At 55.6% G+C, this 16,720-nt stretch carries 15 protein-coding genes; 5 read left to right on the top strand and 10 right to left on the bottom strand.

The features are described from left to right. Positions 1-3: 3 nt before the first annotated feature. The 5 genes from ACAM27_RS04815 to ACAM27_RS04795 all read right to left on the bottom strand — a co-directional run bounded on the left by ACAM27_RS04815 (position 4) and on the right by ACAM27_RS04795 (position 4,816). Entirely contained in the window at positions 4-468 is a 465-nt protein-coding gene (locus ACAM27_RS04815; RefSeq protein ID WP_222196565.1) for a hypothetical protein, read from the bottom strand. A gap of 4 nt (positions 469-472) precedes the next feature. After that, complete coding sequence (locus ACAM27_RS04810) at positions 473-1,258, bottom strand: C39 family peptidase (protein ID WP_369612637.1); 786 nt, start codon at positions 1,256-1,258, stop codon at positions 473-475. 15 nt (positions 1,259-1,273) lie between these two features. Continuing rightward, the gene (locus tag ACAM27_RS04805) at positions 1,274-1,612 is read right to left on the bottom strand and encodes a hypothetical protein (RefSeq protein WP_011786875.1); all 339 of its coding nucleotides are present in this window, start codon (positions 1,610-1,612) and stop codon (positions 1,274-1,276) included. Positions 1,613-1,664: 52 nt separating this feature from the next. Continuing rightward, positions 1,665-2,840, bottom strand: coding sequence for a hypothetical protein (locus ACAM27_RS04800; protein ID WP_222196563.1), 1,176 nt, complete (start codon positions 2,838-2,840; stop codon positions 1,665-1,667). Positions 2,841-3,223: 383 nt separating this feature from the next. Further along, positions 3,224-4,816 (bottom strand): isocitrate lyase, encoded by a 1,593-nt coding sequence (locus tag ACAM27_RS04795; protein WP_113879193.1) that lies wholly within the window; start codon positions 4,814-4,816, stop codon positions 3,224-3,226. 311 nt (positions 4,817-5,127) lie between these two features. Here ACAM27_RS04795 and ACAM27_RS04790 point away from each other — a divergent pair, with 311 nt between their 5' ends. From ACAM27_RS04790 to ACAM27_RS04770, 5 genes are all read left to right on the top strand, one after another. Further along, positions 5,128-6,615 carry a DUF1538 domain-containing protein gene (locus ACAM27_RS04790; RefSeq protein ID WP_222196562.1) on the top strand — a complete coding sequence of 496 codons (1,488 nt, stop codon included), beginning with the start codon at positions 5,128-5,130 and terminating at the stop codon, positions 6,613-6,615. Further along, positions 6,612-6,962 (top strand): transcriptional regulator, encoded by a 351-nt coding sequence (locus ACAM27_RS04785; protein WP_222196561.1) that lies wholly within the window; start codon positions 6,612-6,614, stop codon positions 6,960-6,962. Before ACAM27_RS04790 ends, ACAM27_RS04785 begins: the two co-directional genes overlap by 4 nt. Positions 6,963-6,975: 13 nt before the next feature. Further along, the gene (locus ACAM27_RS04780) at positions 6,976-7,365 is read left to right on the top strand and encodes a CBS domain-containing protein (RefSeq protein ID WP_121207739.1); all 390 of its coding nucleotides are present in this window, start codon (positions 6,976-6,978) and stop codon (positions 7,363-7,365) included. A gap of 174 nt (positions 7,366-7,539) precedes the next feature. Next, the gene (locus tag ACAM27_RS04775; protein WP_236043555.1) at positions 7,540-8,226 is read left to right on the top strand and encodes a transglutaminase-like cysteine peptidase; all 687 of its coding nucleotides are present in this window, start codon (positions 7,540-7,542) and stop codon (positions 8,224-8,226) included. Then, positions 8,213-10,114 carry an EAL domain-containing protein gene (locus tag ACAM27_RS04770; protein ID WP_222196560.1) on the top strand — a complete coding sequence of 634 codons (1,902 nt, stop codon included), beginning with the start codon at positions 8,213-8,215 and terminating at the stop codon, positions 10,112-10,114. Before ACAM27_RS04775 ends, ACAM27_RS04770 begins: the two co-directional genes overlap by 14 nt. Here ACAM27_RS04770 and ACAM27_RS04765 read toward each other — a convergent pair. The 5 genes from ACAM27_RS04765 to ACAM27_RS04745 are packed head-to-tail and all read right to left on the bottom strand — an operon-like array spanning position 10,111 to position 16,503. Continuing rightward, positions 10,111-10,449, bottom strand: coding sequence for a hypothetical protein (locus ACAM27_RS04765; protein ID WP_222196559.1), 339 nt, complete (start codon positions 10,447-10,449; stop codon positions 10,111-10,113). The genes ACAM27_RS04770 and ACAM27_RS04765 overlap by 4 nt on opposite strands. After that, positions 10,433-11,080 carry a response regulator transcription factor gene (locus ACAM27_RS04760; RefSeq protein ID WP_014422741.1) on the bottom strand — a complete coding sequence of 216 codons (648 nt, stop codon included), beginning with the start codon at positions 11,078-11,080 and terminating at the stop codon, positions 10,433-10,435. Before ACAM27_RS04760 ends, ACAM27_RS04765 begins: the two co-directional genes overlap by 17 nt. Then, a complete protein-coding gene (locus ACAM27_RS04755) occupies positions 11,077-12,507 on the bottom strand; it encodes an HlyD family type I secretion periplasmic adaptor subunit (RefSeq protein WP_014422742.1) in 1,431 nt (476 codons plus the stop codon). Before ACAM27_RS04755 ends, ACAM27_RS04760 begins: the two co-directional genes overlap by 4 nt. Beyond that, positions 12,504-14,639: a type I secretion system permease/ATPase gene (locus ACAM27_RS04750; protein WP_222196558.1), complete on the bottom strand. Its 2,136-nt coding sequence runs from the start codon at positions 14,637-14,639 to the stop codon at positions 12,504-12,506. Before ACAM27_RS04750 ends, ACAM27_RS04755 begins: the two co-directional genes overlap by 4 nt. Before the next feature lie 31 nt (positions 14,640-14,670). After that, complete coding sequence (locus ACAM27_RS04745; RefSeq protein WP_236072736.1) at positions 14,671-16,503, bottom strand: TolC family outer membrane protein; 1,833 nt, start codon at positions 16,501-16,503, stop codon at positions 14,671-14,673. Between the last annotated feature and the right edge of the window lie 217 nt (positions 16,504-16,720).

Here is a 16,720-nt window from a genome sequence, read left to right as displayed (position 1 = left end):
TGATCACGGCAACATAGGCAGACTGAAATCCCGTGGCAACCGGTAGGCGCCACCGAGGTTGTTCAGTTCAATATTCAGTTGCCGGATGTTCTGGATGGTGGTTCCGTTCAGGCTGTTCTGGATGACCGTCATCCAGCCGCCCGAGCCGGCCACGGCGGTATCAAGCGCCAGTTGCCCTGCTCCGCTCTCCCAGGCTCCCTGAATGGATGCCAACTGGGTGCTGAGTCTGTCTGCGGCCATGGGATCGTTCAAATTCGGAATGGTCAGGCGATTAACAACCAGGGTCTGACCGTTCACGGCCAGTACCTGCTCAAGGCCAATCGAGATCTCCAGATTGTTCATCAAAAAGCCGCCCCGGAGCTGATCCAGCTCGGTATCCGCCAGGCTGGTAACAGGTAGTCTCAGCTCGGCATGAACCGGCCCGGCTAGCAGACTCAGAGTAATCAGAACAGCCCATCCTTTAACCATGGTCTTACCACTCCTGTGTACTGGGCCAGTATGGCAGGGTATGTCCCAATGCCGGTGAGCCAAGCCCCTTGAATAGAGGTGCCCGGGCCAGGCCCGGCCAGTCGTCCCGATCCAGAAAACTGGCTCGCCCCATATCCAGATGGCTGCGTATCACGAAGGCGGAGCCATCCCAATGCTCCTGAAATTCTGCCCAACTGTAGGCTTTAAGCCCCCGGGCCGGATCGCCCACCAGCACTTCCTGATCACTGATGCCCTTGATCACCACAAAATGCCGGTAACCACCCAGCGTTACCAGGGCAATCACCGGCACGCGAACCTGATCCCGAAGGCCGGCCAGAGGCATACGGAATCCGTCCGCCAGATAACCCTCGGATTCCAGATACCGTTTCATATCCAGCATGGAAAAGCCCTGCTGACGGACTTTGTCCTGATCCGCCAGAGTCCACATGCCTTCAAACACTTCCTGCTCACTGACCTCATCGCCGTAGTGAAAAGACAACAACGATGCCAGTGCTGCCGAGCCACAGCTGAAATCGTATTCCTGCTGGAACACAGCTGAAAATCGCTGATTCTGAAAACTGGTGACAGACACCGGAACATCCCCGGCAGGCCCGGGGACCAACACGGTTCCGGCGTGACCGGCGGTTGACAACATTCCGGCCATCACACCGGCCAGACAACCCCTGAAAAGCGACCGGCGGGAAAGGCCGCCACGCCTGGGCGCTACGGGAGTTGCCGACCGCACCTGACGGATGCGTTCCTGACGGTTCCCGATGCGATTGGTAGCCATGGCGGCCGCCCCTCCTCAATGGTTGATGAGAATATTGATTTGCGTGCTGTCCTGAATGACCACCTGGTTGCCGGTGTTCTGGATGACGGTGGCAATGCCGCTCATGTTGCCGAAAGCCTGATCACTGATACGGTTGTCTCCGGTCTTGACCGGGCCAGACAACACATTGCCAGAGACCAGAGCGTTCTGTTCTGACTCATTGAGTTGCCACTGGAGCGGAATTCCCTGTCGCCCGCTGGCAGCCTCCAACTGATCAGCACTCATTGGTTCCGCATCAGGCCAATCCCCGGCCCAGCTTGCAGACGCCACAGACACCAGCGCAGCCATCAGCATCCTGTTGATGAATCTGGCCATGACACATCTCCCGACTAAACCGGGCTGCCCTGACCGGGCAGCCCGACCTGTCTCAGTTGCTGCCACCACCGGTACTCAGGTTGGACATTACGCTTACATTGGCCTGGGTTACGCTGCCAACGCCGGCATTCTGGGCAAATGCCCCGACCCCGGTGAAGTTGGCGGAGCCACCACTGATCTCGTTACCAGTGCGGGTATCCACATAGGAACCTTCACCGTTGGCGCTGCCATAAGTGACATTGGTGCCAGAGACCGAGCCGTTAAGCTCTGCATCGTTCATGAACACTTCCAACGACAGATTCAGCGTGGTGGCGCTGTTGTCTGAGTTGTCACTGCTATCGCTGTTGTAGGAATCGGTAGCGTTGGTGGAGTTGTCAGAACTGTCACTGTTGCCACTGTCCGCGATCTTGAACGAATCGTTCACGTTGGTGCTGTTGTCTGAATTATCGGAGTTGTCAGAGTTATCTGAGTTGTCCGAATTGTCGGAGTTATCCGAGTTATCCGATGCATCGGTGTTGCCACTATCGGCAATCTTGAAGGCATCGTTCACGTTAGTGCTGTTATCGGAATTGTCAGAGTTATCTGAGTTGTCCGAATTATCGGAGTTATCCGAGTTGTCTGACATGTCATTGCCACTATCAGCAACCTTGAAGGAGTCGTTGACGTTGGTGCTGTTGTCAGAGTTATCCGAGTTATCGGAGTTGTCTGATGCATCAGTATTGCCACTGTCGGCAATCTTGAAGGCATCGTTGACACTGGTGCTGTTGTCCGAACTGTCGGAATTATCCGAGTTATCCGAATTGTCGGAGTTGTCAGACGCATCGGTATTGCCGCTGTCGGCAATCTTGAAGGCGTCGTTCACGTTGGTGCTGCTGTCCGAATTATCGGAGTTATCCGAGTTGTTCGAATTATCGGAGTTATTGGAGTTGTCCGAATTATTCGAGTTATCAGACATGTCGTTTCCACTGTCGGCGATCTTGAAAGAGTCCGCCACATCGGTACTGTTGTCTGAATTGTTGGAGTTATCGGAGCTGTCCGAGTTATCGGAGTTGTTGGTGGAGTTGTCGTTGCCAGAGTCCGCGTTACCGGAATAGTTGGTATTGGCAGCGGAGTTGTCGTTGGCATTGTTGTTGGGGTCACCGTCCCCACCCTGGTCAGCCAGTGCAAATCCGGAGATACCCATGCTCATGGCGATGGCAGCGGCTAGCAGATTCTTCTTGGTATTCATGATGTCATGTCCTTTTGATGGTATTGGCTTAAAGGGGTCCAACCCATCCCGCCAGCATTCGGGTAAGCCAAGGTCCAGACCCGCCGAAGACAAGAGCGATTCCCGTGCCAAAAGCCAAATAAATTACTCAGGACATTGAAAAATAAAGAGAAATAAAAATTTCAAGAACACCAGAAAACAACTGTGAACTGACGAACTGTTGCGCTGGTGAAACAGCAAACGGTGGCTACATATCAGCCATTTCGCTTTTGTCCCCCAATATCAGCAACCTGGAAAAATCCGCCAGTGTTAAAAAACAAAACCCCGCAGGGCGATAGCCATGCGGGGTTTCTGGTAGCTGGCAGGCACCTGCGGGTGCCTGCCGGACAACCTGAACCGGTCGATTAACCGAACTGGTTCATGGTGTTGTCTTTACCACCGGCTTTCAGAGCCGCTTCACCAGCGAAGAACTCTTTGTGGTCATCACCGATGTTGGAACCGGCCATGTCCTGGTGCTTCACGGTAGCGATGCCCTGACGGATTTCCTGACGCTGTACGCCAGCAACGTAGGCCAGCATGCCTTCGTCACCGAAGTAGCCTTTGGCCAGGTTGTCGGTAGACAGAGCCGCAGTGTGGTACGTCGGCAGAGTGATCAGGTGATGGAACACACCAGCTTCACGGGACGCATCACGCTGGAAGTTACGGCACCACTCGTCAGCCAGCTGACCCAGCTCAGTGTTGTCGTACTCGGCGCTCATCAGCTTGGCACGGTCGTAGGCAGATACGTCTTTGCCTTCTTCCTGCATGGCATCGAATACCTGCTGACGGAAGTTCAGAGTCCAGTTGAAGGACGGGCTGTTGTTGTAAACCAGCTTGGCGTCGGGCACCACTTCCTTGATGCGGTTAACCATGCCAGCGATCTGGCCAACGTGCGGCTTCTCGGTTTCGATCCACAGCATGTCAGCGCCGTTCTGCAGGCTGGTGATGCAGTCCAGAACAACACGGTCTTCGCCAGAACCCGGCTTGAAGCAGAACAGGCCAGAGGCCAGACGCTTCGGCTTCAGCAGCTTGCCGTTGGACTTGATCACAACGTCGCCGTTCTCGATCTGGGAAGCGTCGTCGATGTACTCGCCGTCCAGGAAGCTGTTGTACTGGTCGCCCAGGTCGCCCGGCTCGTTGGTAACAGCGATCTGCTTGGTCAGGCCAGCACCCAGGGAGTCAGTACGGGCAACGATCACGCCGTCGTCCACACCCAGTTCCAGGAACGCCAGACGAACCGCGTTGATCTTGGACAGGAAGTCGGCATGGGGAACGGTTACTTTGCCGTCCTGGTGGCCACACTGCTTCTCGTCAGACACCTGATTCTCGATCTGGATACAGCAAGCACCGGCTTCGATCATCTGCTTGGCCAGCAGATAGGTCGCTTCGGCGTTACCGAAACCAGCGTCGATGTCCGCAATGATGGGCACAACGTGGGTTTCGTGGTTGTCGATCTGCTTGATCAGCTCTTCAGCCTTGGCAGTATCGCCAGCGTTTTCAGCTTCTTCCAGGGCGCGGAACAGGTGGTTCAGTTCCCAGGCATCGGCCTGACGCAGGAAGGTGTACAGTTCTTCGATCAGGCCAGAAACAGCAGTCTTCTCGTGCATGGACTGGTCAGGCAGCGGGCCGAACTCGGAACGCAGGGCAGCAACCATCCAGCCAGACAGGTACAGGTAACGACGCTTGGTGGTACCGAAGTGCTTCTTGATGGAGATCATCTTCTGCTGGCCGATGAAACCGTGCCAGCAACCCAGAGACTGGGTGTACTTGGAAGAATCGGCATCGTAAGCAGCCATGTCTTCACGCATGATCTTGGCGGTGTACTTGGCGATGTCCAGACCAGTCTTGAACTTGTTCTGGGCGCGCATGCGGGCCGCGTGCTTCGGGTTGATGGCGTTCCAGGTCGGGTTCTGCTTCAGAATGGAAGCGATTTGGTCGACGTCTTGTGCGTAAGGCATGGTCTCTATCCTTTCTACGTTTGTGTTCAAAAGGTTCGGAACACTGCTGCCAGCAGCTTCCGGAGCCAGCCACCGGCCAGGGTAATCGGGCTGGTGGTGACGTTGGGCGTAACTTTAGTGCTTTCGAATTTATAATTGAAATTTATATGGTGTATTTTCGGCATTTTTTAAATGAATACACATAATCCCTGCCGACAGGCTGAGGGCCCATTATTGAGACGGGTCATTTCGGGCAGACTACAGCGTGCTATGATTCAGGCACTTGATCCAGGTCAGCAACCACCCTCACCCACGGGCTACAGGGGCATTCTGTGTTCTACGTCCGCGCCTTCAGTCATTCACTCCTGCACGCACTGAAGAACCTGCTTCCCATTGTGGTCGTGGTGGCTTTCTTTCAGATCGCCATTCTCCAGCAGGTGCCAGAGAACCTGTTCAGCATGGTTGCCGGCCTGTTTGTGGTTGCCATCGGTGTTGCCCTGTTTCTGCAAGGGCTTGAGCTTAGCATCTTCCCGCTGGGAAAGAGCCTGTCGAATCAGTTTGCGCGGCGCGGTTCCCTGGTCATTCTCCTGGCCTTCGGCTTTGCCATGGGCTTCTCTGCGGTGATTGCCGAGCCAGCCCTGATTGCCGTGGCCGAGCAGGCACAAACCATCAGCGGGGGGCGCATCGACAGCCTGACACTCCGGGTACTGGTAGCACTATCCGTGGGCTGCGTGGTGGCCCTCGGCGTTTTCCGGACGATTTTCGGCTACCCGATACACTGGTTCATGATTGTCGGCTACATCATCGTGGTGATCGTCACCTGGTTTGCACCCGAAGAAATCGTCGGTCTGGCCTACGATTCCGGCGGTGTCACCACCAATGTTGTGACCGTGCCGCTGATTGCCGCGTTGGGCATAGGTCTGGCTGCGTCGATCCGAGGCCGGAACCCGCTGATTGACGGTTTCGGACTGGTCGCACTGGCGGTGATGGTACCGATGGTCACCGTGCAGGTTTACGGCATGTTGGTGTACTCAGGTTCTGCCGAAGCCGAGGGTGTCCCGCTCTCACCAGATGTCGGAGAAACCAAGCCTTCCGGCGTGGTCGGCGCACTGCTGGACCTGGTCACCATGATTCGGGATGTTCTGCCCATCATCATTACGGTGCTCTTCTTTCAGTATCTGGTACTGCGCCGCAAACTTCCCAATCCACGCAAGGTCATCTTTGGTTTTACCTTGGTGATTCTGGGGCTTTATGCCTTTGTGATCGGTCTCAAGATGGGGTTGTTTCCGATTGGCACCAGCATGGCCGAACAACTGACGGCCAGAGACAACTATCTTTACGTGTACCTCTTTGCACTGATGATCGGCTTTGCCACGACCATGGCGGAACCGGCGCTGATCGCCATCGGCAGACAGGCGGAAGAAGCCGCCGGGGGAACCCTGAACGGCAATGTCATTCGCATACTGGTGGCGGTCGGGGTAGCCGTCGGCATCACTATCGGCGTTCACCGGATCATCACCGGCGACTCCATCCACTACTACATCATGGGCGGTTACATCCTGGTGATCGGCCTGACGCTGATTGCGCCCCGCTACATCGTTGCGCTGGCCTATGATCTGGGCGGCGTCACCACCTCGGAGGTCACGGTTCCCCTGGTTACCGCCCTGGGCATTGGTCTGGCCAGCAGTATTGACGGACGCAGCGTTCTTATCGACGGCTTCGGACTGATTGCCTTTGCTTCAATCTTTCCTATCGTAACGGTGATGGCCTATGCCATCGTATCCCAGTATCTTGCAGAACCACGTAAGGAGACACCATGAAATTCTCGGCACTGGTGGCCATTGTTCCTGAAGACCTGGAGCAGGAGTGTATTGGTGCTGCCCGGGATTGCGGTGCCGGAGGAATCACTGTGATGTCCGGCCGGGGCATCAGCAACACCGCGAAAAAAACGTTCTTCGGCCTGACCTACGACGGCAGCCAGAGCGTGCTGCTGATGGTCCTGGAGAAGGGGCTGTCGCTTGATGTGCTGAAAGCCATCCAGAAAGTCATCATGCCGGATGGCAAGGATTCCCAAGGCATGATCTTTACCGTACCACTGGAACATCTCGGCGGTATCGACATGGCCCAGGTGGAAAGATTTGAACAACACCTGAAAGACTCTCTGTAACCGGAGCACGATAATGAAACTGGTCAAAGACGTGATGGTGACGGACATCATACGAATCTCCGCCTTCGCCAAGATACGCGAAGCGTTGTCCCTGATGAAACGGCACAATGTTAAATCCCTGGTGGTCGACCGCCAGAGCGAGCACGATGCCTGGGGGCTGATTACCTATACCAATATTGTCAAAACCATCATCGCAGAGGACGGGGACATTGACCTGCTGAATGTATTTGATGCCTGTGCCAAACCGGTGATCAGCATTGGTGAAAGCCTGAACGCCAGGCACGCCGCCAGCCTCATGATTCGATACCGGGTCAAACGACTGTTGGTGGTAGAGAATAATGAACTGCGAGGTTTACTCGTCATGGATGACTTGATGACAGCGTTACTTGACAATATAGACTGAGAGCAGAATGCAGGCTGCTTTCAGGAGTTACACATTAACAACTGACAATCGACGTGGCGCGCAGACAAACTGACTACTCAAATCGCAGCATTGCGACAAGCGAACCCAAGGAGTCGAAGCGTGTTGGCGCGCTGCACAAAAAACAGCACCAGCATCGTATCAAAAACAGCGGTCTTGGCGACTCTCTGTTTTTTCCTGGCCGTTACGGGGCTTTTTTCGCTCTATTCCAGTGCCTCAAGCGGGCTCCACACCCGTATCGATTTTGAGGAAAACGAGAGGGCGTGGCATCGAATGGTGTCAGGCGATAATGCCGCAAAACTAAAGCGCTGGCATGGGGTGCTTGAACAGGTAAGATCGTTTGATAATCCTGAAAAGCTTAGACATATCAATTCCTTTGTCCACGATGCACTGTCTTACCAGCTGGACAGGGCACTCTGGGGAAAGGAAGACTATTGGGCAACCCCTCTTGAAACCCTGTCCAGGGGCCGCGGCGACTGCGAGGATTATGTCATCATTCAATATATAAGCCTGCTCAACGCCGGCGTAAGCGATGACAAGCTTCGCCTTATCTATGTCCGCGCCCGAATTGGCGGGCCCTCCAGCCCCATCACCCAGCCTCACATGGTGCTTGGTTACTATCCGGAGCCCGGCGCCGAACCGCTTTTGCTGGACAGTCTGGTTGAAGACATCCTGCCTGCCAGCGAACGAACCGACCTTACCCCGGTCTTCAGCTTCAACAGTAGCGAACTCTGGGCGGCTAGTGGAGCCTCCGCGGGCAGTGCTACCGCTCGCCTGTCCCCATGGCGCAATGTACTAGAGAGAATCAAGAGCGAAGGAGTGAGCTTCAATGTCCCTCGTTAAACAGTTATGGCTGGGCACCAGTTTGCTGATTCTGACAGCTTTCCTGGCAAGCCTGGCGGCGAGTCTGGTCTCCGCGCAAAGTTATTACCAAGAGCAGTTGATGCTGAAAAACATCGATAGCGCCAACTCACTGGCACTGACCATGTCGCACTCTGAAAAAGAGCAGGCATTGATGGCGTCCTTCCTCGATGCACAGTTTTCAACAGGGCATTATCAGCGCATCGAGTTGTCGCAAACAGACGGCCAGTCACTGTCTTTCACTGCTTCGCCCGCTGATCATCAGGCGCCCAGCTGGTTTCGTGTGATGTTTCCCCTGGACATTCCGCCCGGTGTAGCCACGGTTTCCGATGGCTGGGTGAACTTTGGGACGCTGTATGTCGAGAGCGCCAGAACATACGCCCAGACATCGCTATGGGTGACAGCACAGCGTCTGTTCATTTGGCTGTGCCTCGTAGCCGTGATTGCTGGACTGATTGGCAGCTGGCTGGTGCGACGCATCAGCAGCCCATTGAACGATGTGGTGAAACAGGCTGAAGCGATTGGAGAAAAACGCTTCATCGTGTCCGAGGAACCCAACACTACGGAGTTCCGGCGCGTTGTCAGCGCCATGAACAAGCTCTCGAGGCGTGTCGAAACGATTCTGGAGTCTGAGGCAAAAGCGCTGGCAGACATGCGTGAACGGGCGCTGAATGATCCGGTCACTGGCGTTGCCAATCGGGAGTTTTTCATCAGTCAGTTAAACAATCTGATCGATGACCCGGAGTCTGACACCAGGCACACGCTGGTTCTTCTTCGGATACCCGGATTGGCAGAACTCAACGCGCAGCTCGGACGAGATCAGGTCAATGAAGCACTCCAGATTATGTGCGGTAATGTGCTGAAAGCGCTGAGCAATAGCGATCTCTTGTTTCAGGATGCCTTCATGGGCCGCCTGAATGGGTCTGACTTTGGGCTCTTGGTCACTGGATTCCAGGATGCATCACACATTCTTCCGACCCTTGAACAGATGCTTACCGGCCCAGTCATGCGCCGGGCGAGGCTGTCAGTCTCAACATTCGACTCGACAGCGACGCACGCAGCCGTACTGATGCATGCGGACCATCTGCTCGCAACCGCCGAGCAAACCAACCAGCGAGCCGTTGTTGATGAGGACAACCCTGAAGACATTCCATTCCGCAATGCCGCCGAATGGCGCACCGCACTCAATCAGGCGCTGGAGGAGCGAGCCATCGACGTCGCCTTCCACCCCTTGATTGATCGTTCTGGTAACATCATTCAGGTCGAGGCGAAGGTGCGGCTCAAACTACTGGATCAATGGCGCCCGGCTGGCTTTTTTCTTCCCTGGGGGCGGCGGCTTGGCCTTTTACCTCACGTTGACACAGCCATGGTCCAGTATCTTCTTGAAACGTTCACGGAGCAGGGCGAACTCCCGGTTGTCGTTCATATCGCCAGAGAAACCTTACTGGATGAGACTTTGCGGCGCACCATCGTCAATCTCCTGAGCCAGCGCCACGAGCCCAGACGATCCTTCCGGCTTGAGCTGCCCGAGGAGGTCCTCGCCGAGGGAGAGCTGCTGCTTGGCCGCTTCGTCGAAGAAATACAGACACAAGGTTGCCAGGTGGGAATCAGCGGAATTGGCAAAAACCTGGAAAGCATTGCCAAGGTCCACGAGCTGGGTCTCGACTACCTGAAAACAGATCCTGTTTATGCCCAGCGGCTTGAAGACGACCCAGCCACTCAGCAATATCTCCAGCGTTTGACCGGACTGGCTCACTCCATAGGGCTGAGTATCTACCTGGCGGGCGCAAAGACAGACGGATGCGTCCAGGCTGCCTGGAATGTGGGATTAGACGGGGTCACCGGGCCGGGCGTGAAGTCAGGCAATTAATCAAAATCGAACAGATCGTCTCCGCTGTTATCAATCAAATTGAGGTGATCGTCCTGCCCCCGCATGGACTTTCGTTCCATCAGCTTGGCTTGGGCCTCCGAGGGCAAATCGGTAAAACGTATGACACCTTTTATCGCCAACAGGTCCACCAGGTCCTCAATGACCCGAATGAGGGAAGAATCCGACGCCCTGAAGCGGACGTCGGCATCGACGTCAGCGCGGCTGTAAAGAAAGGCTTCGACAGAGGGATCGTCGTCTGGAGCCTCAACGAAACCGGCTAAAGGCTCCTCACTGACAGCAACAACTCGGCCGGACTGGTTACGCCTGATGAACATTGTCTTGCTTCCTGTTGGCAAGCTGGCCATTCACATAAAGCATCAACTGCATACGGTCCTTAACGGCCAGCTTCTTGAATATGGCCCCCATATGTTCCTTGACAGTGCGTTCGGTAATGCCGAGGTCTGAGGCAATCTGCCGGTTACTCAACCCCTTGGACGCACTTAACGCAACTTCAGTTTCTCGGCTGGTCAGCGACTGCAAATCGCCTTTTGGCTCATGCCCCTGATCCGACTCGACGGCACGTGCAACCGACTGCAACAGTGAACTCAGGAGATTCTCCGGAAACCACAAACCGCCTGCCAGAATCGTCTTGGCGACCTGGCGGAAGACCTTATCGTTTGATAACGCCGGCAGATAAGCCCGCGCTCCGCACGCCAGACTTCGGTTCATTTCAGCGGCTTCGGGTAGCCGCGCGAGCACAGCCACACGAATACCAGCCTCGGAAAACATGCGCACACATTCTTGCCAGCCCGGCACATCGGAACTTATCCAGGCCACCGAGGCTTTCGGCATCGACACATGCTGCCCATCAACCATTTGCTGGGGCACCCCAGGCAATACCCGCTCCCAGTGGCCCAGAGGGCGAAAAGCACGACCATACAGCAGAATAGAGGACTCTGTTTTCATCGCTCGCTCAGTGCCAGAGAAGTAGCGCGCACCACGGGCTTGAGCAGGTACTCAAGCACTGTTTTCTGCCCGGTCAGGATGTCTACCTGTGCCGTCATTCCGGGGATAATGGCAAATTGCTCCGAAAATCCCTGAGTTTCAGTGCGCAGTCTTGTCAGATAATAGGTGTTGTTGTCTTCATCGGTGATCGTGTCTGCACTGATGTGCTCAACCGTTGCCCTCAGCCCGCCAAAAACCGCAAAATCATAGGCGGTAAACTTGACGATGGCTTCCTGGCCCTTCTGGATAAAAGCAATGTCTTTGGGCGACACTCTCGCCTCGACCAGCAATTCATCGTTCAGCGGGACGATTTCTACCACGTCCTGGCCTGGCGAGACCACACCACCCACCGTTTTCACAAACAAGCGCTGAACGGTGCCGTCAACCGGTGCAACAATTCGGGTTTTGCTGACGCGATCCTGTAATCCATCCAGTGTCTCGAGAGTCGCCGCCAGCTCGCTGACTGAGTCCGACAACTGCTCACGCCAGCGATTGGTCATAACCAGCCCGGTTTCCCGTATCTTCGATTCTGCTTCCAGAATAGCCGACCGCGAACGCGTGATCGCAGCCTCAGCCTGAGCAAGCTCACCCCGCGCATTCGAGATTTCTCTCTCCAGCTTGATCAAGTCGACTTCTGAAACCGCTCCCGAGGCCAGCAAGGGTCGCTTGAGTTCAAGTTCCCTGGACGCCAGTTTCAGCACTTCCTGGAATTGCCGGCGGGCCGACTGAGCCTCCTCAAGATCGGCCTGACGCTGTTGCAACTGTTGGCGATGAATCGCCTCCTGCTCCTGCATTTCGCGGCGACTGTTTTCAAACAAGGAGCGCTGGACCGTGACAAGTTGTGGAGAACGCTCAATAAATTCAGGCGGGAACGTGAGCTCCTTGCCCTGAACGAGAGCCTCTAGCCGGAATATATCGGCGGTCAAGGATAATTCCCTCGCTTTCTGCTCGGCAAAGTCAGAATCGAAGCGGGTCGATTCAATGCTAACCAGCAATTGCCCTTTCTTGACCAGTTCGCCTTCCTGCACAGACAGAACCTCAACGACGCCTCCATCCAGAGACTGCACCACTTGCAGTTGCGTCGAGGGAATCACCCGGCCATCCCCTCGAGCGACCTCATCAATCGGTGCCAGGCCGGCCCAGACCAGCAATGCAATCACAGTCAGAAAGATCATCCACAACAGCGCTCTCGGCCGGATCGGCTCCTGCTGAATGCGGGCCCACTCACTGTCTACTTCCCACCCACGCTGATCCGGGACGCGCAGCCAACGCCCTGCCAGCTTCTCAAGCCAACGTTCCGGACGCTTGCCAACACGCTCAGCGCCCTTGCCAATCCGGTGAAAGCTCTTCTCGGCCAATGACGAGGACGGCTCATTGTTCTCGCTCACGAAGCCCCCCTTATCTTACCCTGACGCAATGCCTCGACGACCGATGCTTTTGGTCCATCCGCGACAATCCGGCCGCCATCCAGCACAATAATCCGGTCCGCCAGTTCCAGCAACGAGGTTCGATGCGTGACCATCAATAGCGTCTTGTTCTCCGCCGCTTTGGCCAGACTGCGCTTGAAGTGTTCTTCGCTACTGTGATCCAGAGAGCCCGTGGGCTCGTCCAGCAGCAGAATGGCGGGATCGCCCACCATCGCCCGCGCGATGGCTAACGCCTGACGCTGCCCGCCAGACAGTCGCTGGCCACGCTCACCAACCTGCAGATCAAACCCATCAGGCTGTGCATCGACGAACGACTTCAAACCGCTGAGTTCTGTTACCCGAAGCAGTTCCTCATCGGACACCGGCCGGGAAAGCGTGATGTTGTCTCTGAGACTCCCGAAAAAGAGCTCCACATCTTGCGGCACATAGCCAATATTGTTTCGAAGTTCCGCCGGGTCTAACTGACGAACATCCACATTATCCAGCGACAAGGTACCTGCGGAGGGGTGGTGTAGTCCAAGCAACAGGCGCTGCAGCGTACTTTTGCCCGAGCCGTTTCGCCCCAGAACCGCCACCCGCTCACCTGGGTTCAGTTTCATTGAAACGCCGGTGAGCGCGGCCTGCCCGGATTCCGGATAACTGAAATGCACATCCCGAAGTTCTACCCGACCGCTCAAGCGAGGGCGCGAGACCCAGTCCTTTCCGGCTTCACGCTCCTGCGGCAAAGCCATGATATCATCGAGGGTTCGGAGCGCTGTCGCTGCCTGGTGATACTGAGCCAGCAAACCGGCAGCCTGACTGACCGGCGCCATGGCACGCGAGGACAACAGATAAGCAGCTATCAGGCCACCCTGGGTCAACTCGCCGTTGATGATCAGATATACCCCGAGGATGATGATTGAAACCGCAACCAGGTGCTGAACCCACTGCGCGCCATTCTGAAGACTAGCAGAGATGAATTTCAGGCGCGCTCCAACGTTGCTGATATATAGCGATGTGCGCTCATAGGCTTCCTGTATCCGGCTTTCAACGCCGAAACTCTTGACCGATTCCAGGTTCGCGAGACCCTCTACCAGGGTCGCGTTCCGCTGGGAACTCGCCGACATGCTCTCTTCGGACAAGTCCCGTAAACGGCGCTGCGCGATGGCGGCATAAACTACAAGGCCGAGCGCCCCCACCAGCACCGGAATGCCAAGGGGCCAACTGATTAGCACAATCACCACCAGGAACAGAAGCATAAACGGCAGGTCGACCAATCCCACCACGGTCATGGAACTGACAAACGAGCGCACAGACTCAAACGACTGAACATTTGCGGCAAATGCGCCCGCAGATTGTGGACGATGAGCCAGGCTGAGCCCCAACACCCGTTCCATAATCGTCGCGGACAGTTTCGCATCCGCGCGACTGGCGGCCAGGTCAATGAACCATCCTCGCATCAGGCGAAGAACCAGATCTGCACAAAGGGCGATCAGAAGCCCCACCGCCAGAACCCACAACGTATGCGTGGCATGGTTGGGCACCACGCGGTCGTAAACGTTCATGACAAACAAAGGCATGGCAACCGCGAAGACATTGATCAACAGCGCGGCGATACAGATATCACGATACAGCTTGCGATTCTCGCCAATGACACTCCAGAACCAGTGGCCGCCCTGCGCCGCCCGCGTTCTGGTGGCGCGCTGATCGAAGTGAAATCTTGGGCGACAATAGATCACCGTCCCTGAATAGAGTTCGGATAACTCTGCAGAGGAAATCTCCGTTTCTGACTCGGGCAGCTCGGGAAAAACGACCGATGCCAGCCCCCCCTCCGCATCAAGCGAGTGAACGACACACGCACGCTCATTATTCAACAAAAACACTGCAGGCAGCAGCGCGGTATTGATTGATGACAATGATTGTTGACAGACCTGGCTGCTAAAACCCAATCGCCGAGCGGCTCGGCCAAACAGCGAGGGCGTCAGTCGGCCCTGGTCAAGGGGCAATCCGGAAACAATGGATTCTCCGGACGCCTGGCGTCCATGTAATTTGCAAAGAACGCGCAGGCACGTTAGCAAGTCATCCTGCCGGTGATCTATTGCAGAAGTTTCCACGCCTCTCCTTATCTATGCCGAAATGGAGATATCAGTTTCCTGCAACCTCTTGCGCCTGCAGAACACGAATATCGACCCTGCGGTTGGCGCTCACTGCCGCCTCGGAAGGCTGGGAAAACCGGGGCTGATAAAATCCCTGACCTGTGAGCTTTAGTCGAGTTCTTTCAATAGAATAGTCGTTAACCAATGTCTCTGCGACCGCTTCAGCCCGGCGCATCGAGAGTTCCCGATTATAAACCGGCGCCCCCGTTCTGGAAGCATGGCCAACGATCTCCGCTTGCGCATCCGGATTAGACACGAGGTACTGTCCGAGATCCCTCAGGTAAGCCTCACTGGCAGACGAAATGTCGGCAGAATCATTGGCGAACTCAATCACCATTGTTTTTACCACCTCAGGGGGTTCGGCAATGGTACAGCCGCGAATATCCACCTTGCTGCCTGCCGGCGTTCCGGGACACTGATCTTTATAGTTCTTCACCCCATCACCATCGGAATCGAGCAACAACCGGACCGACTGGTCCACTTCAACGGCCGGGCACATGGCGTCTGTAAACGGGAGCGGAGAGGCGCCAAGGTCGTCCAGGGAGGGAAGACCGTTTCGAACCAGCCCCAGAGACACAACCAATTGCCCCATCTCGGCCTGAACGCGCGCCACTGCCAGTTTCTGATCGTAGATTGCATTCACATAGGCACGGCTGGCATCGAAGTATTCGTTCTCCGCATCCAACACATCCAGCAAGGTACGTTCACCAATATCAAACTGATCTTTGTAGGCCGTCCGCACCCGCGCTGACGAGAGCCGATGGTTGTTGAGAATCGGAATCTGACTCTCCAGATTGCGCACATCGTTGAAGGCAATCTGAACTTCCTGGCGAATATCAACGCAGGCCTTGTCACGAAGATCTTTAGCTACGTTGACCTTGTCGTAAGCGCTGCGCACCCTGGCCCGGTCGGCGCCACCGCGATACAGATTCATATTCAACTCAAGACCAACCCGGCCATCGGTCTCGGAATCGTCGAAGCCCAGATCGTCATACGAGCGATGACCATAGCTGGCCACCAGGTCCAGCTTGGGATGAAAGCCTGAGCGACTTTCCTCAACACTGGCCTCTGCCGCCCGGATCTGCCGATGCGCGGCACGGAAGGACGGATTCGCTTCATAAGCAATACCCATAGCCTCCTGTGCAGTCGCTGGTACAAGCTCAACCCCGATCATGACCTCATCCGGCTGACTGGGGGCTTTTTCTCCTATGATTCTGAGATAGCGCGCCCGAACGTCGTGCAAATTACTGGCGACCGTGAACAGATTGGCTTCAGCCAGTGATAAACGACCATTGATCTGTTCGAGGTCTGCTGCTCGCGCAACACCCGCCTCGGCGCTTGAGCTTACCTGTTCATACACATCCTGGTGTGTCTGTAGATTATTCCTGGCCAGCTCCAGAAGCTCTTGCTGACGGCTAACGTCAAGATACGCTCGCAGGGCTTCAAGGCTGGTATCTTCAATCTGGGCGAGCAGCTCAAAATAACTGACCAGTTGTTCCTCTTCAAAGCGCTGAACGGCACTTCGGGTCTGAAAGCCATCGTAGAGCATCTGGGTCAGGGTCAAACGACCATCGTAGCCATCAAACTCACTGACTTCGCCATAATTGCGATGCTCCCAGCCATAACGGGCTGTCGCGTCCAGAGAGGGCTTGTAATCCCCCTTTGCGGCCGATTTGTCGTGGCCGGCAACCAGAAACTGGTGCCAGCTCGCCTGAACTTCCGGATTGTGCTCAATGGCATTTCTGACCGCCTCCAGCACACTGCCCTCCGCAACAAGTTGGCTGCCAGAGGTCTGCGCAGCGGTGATTGCCGGCGCAGTCATACAAGCCAAGATCGCAAACGCAACAGCCCGGCACTCCAAAACCTTTCTGACCATTAAAAACTCCAAAATCATCACACGACTCATGGCACCACGTTGTTCACTGCTGACCAACGCTCAACTTACGAGGCTAACCGCCTTGTCGCCCACCCTGCCCGGACAAAACCGGCCGACAATTGTACAGAAAGTACGCAAAAAAGGATGAATTTTACAACTGTTC

It is taken from the genome of Marinobacter sp. RI1 (genome assembly GCF_041155085.1).
Lineage (GTDB): Bacteria > Pseudomonadota > Gammaproteobacteria > Pseudomonadales > Oleiphilaceae > Marinobacter > Marinobacter nauticus.
This window is presented reverse-complemented; position numbering and strand designations above follow the sequence as displayed.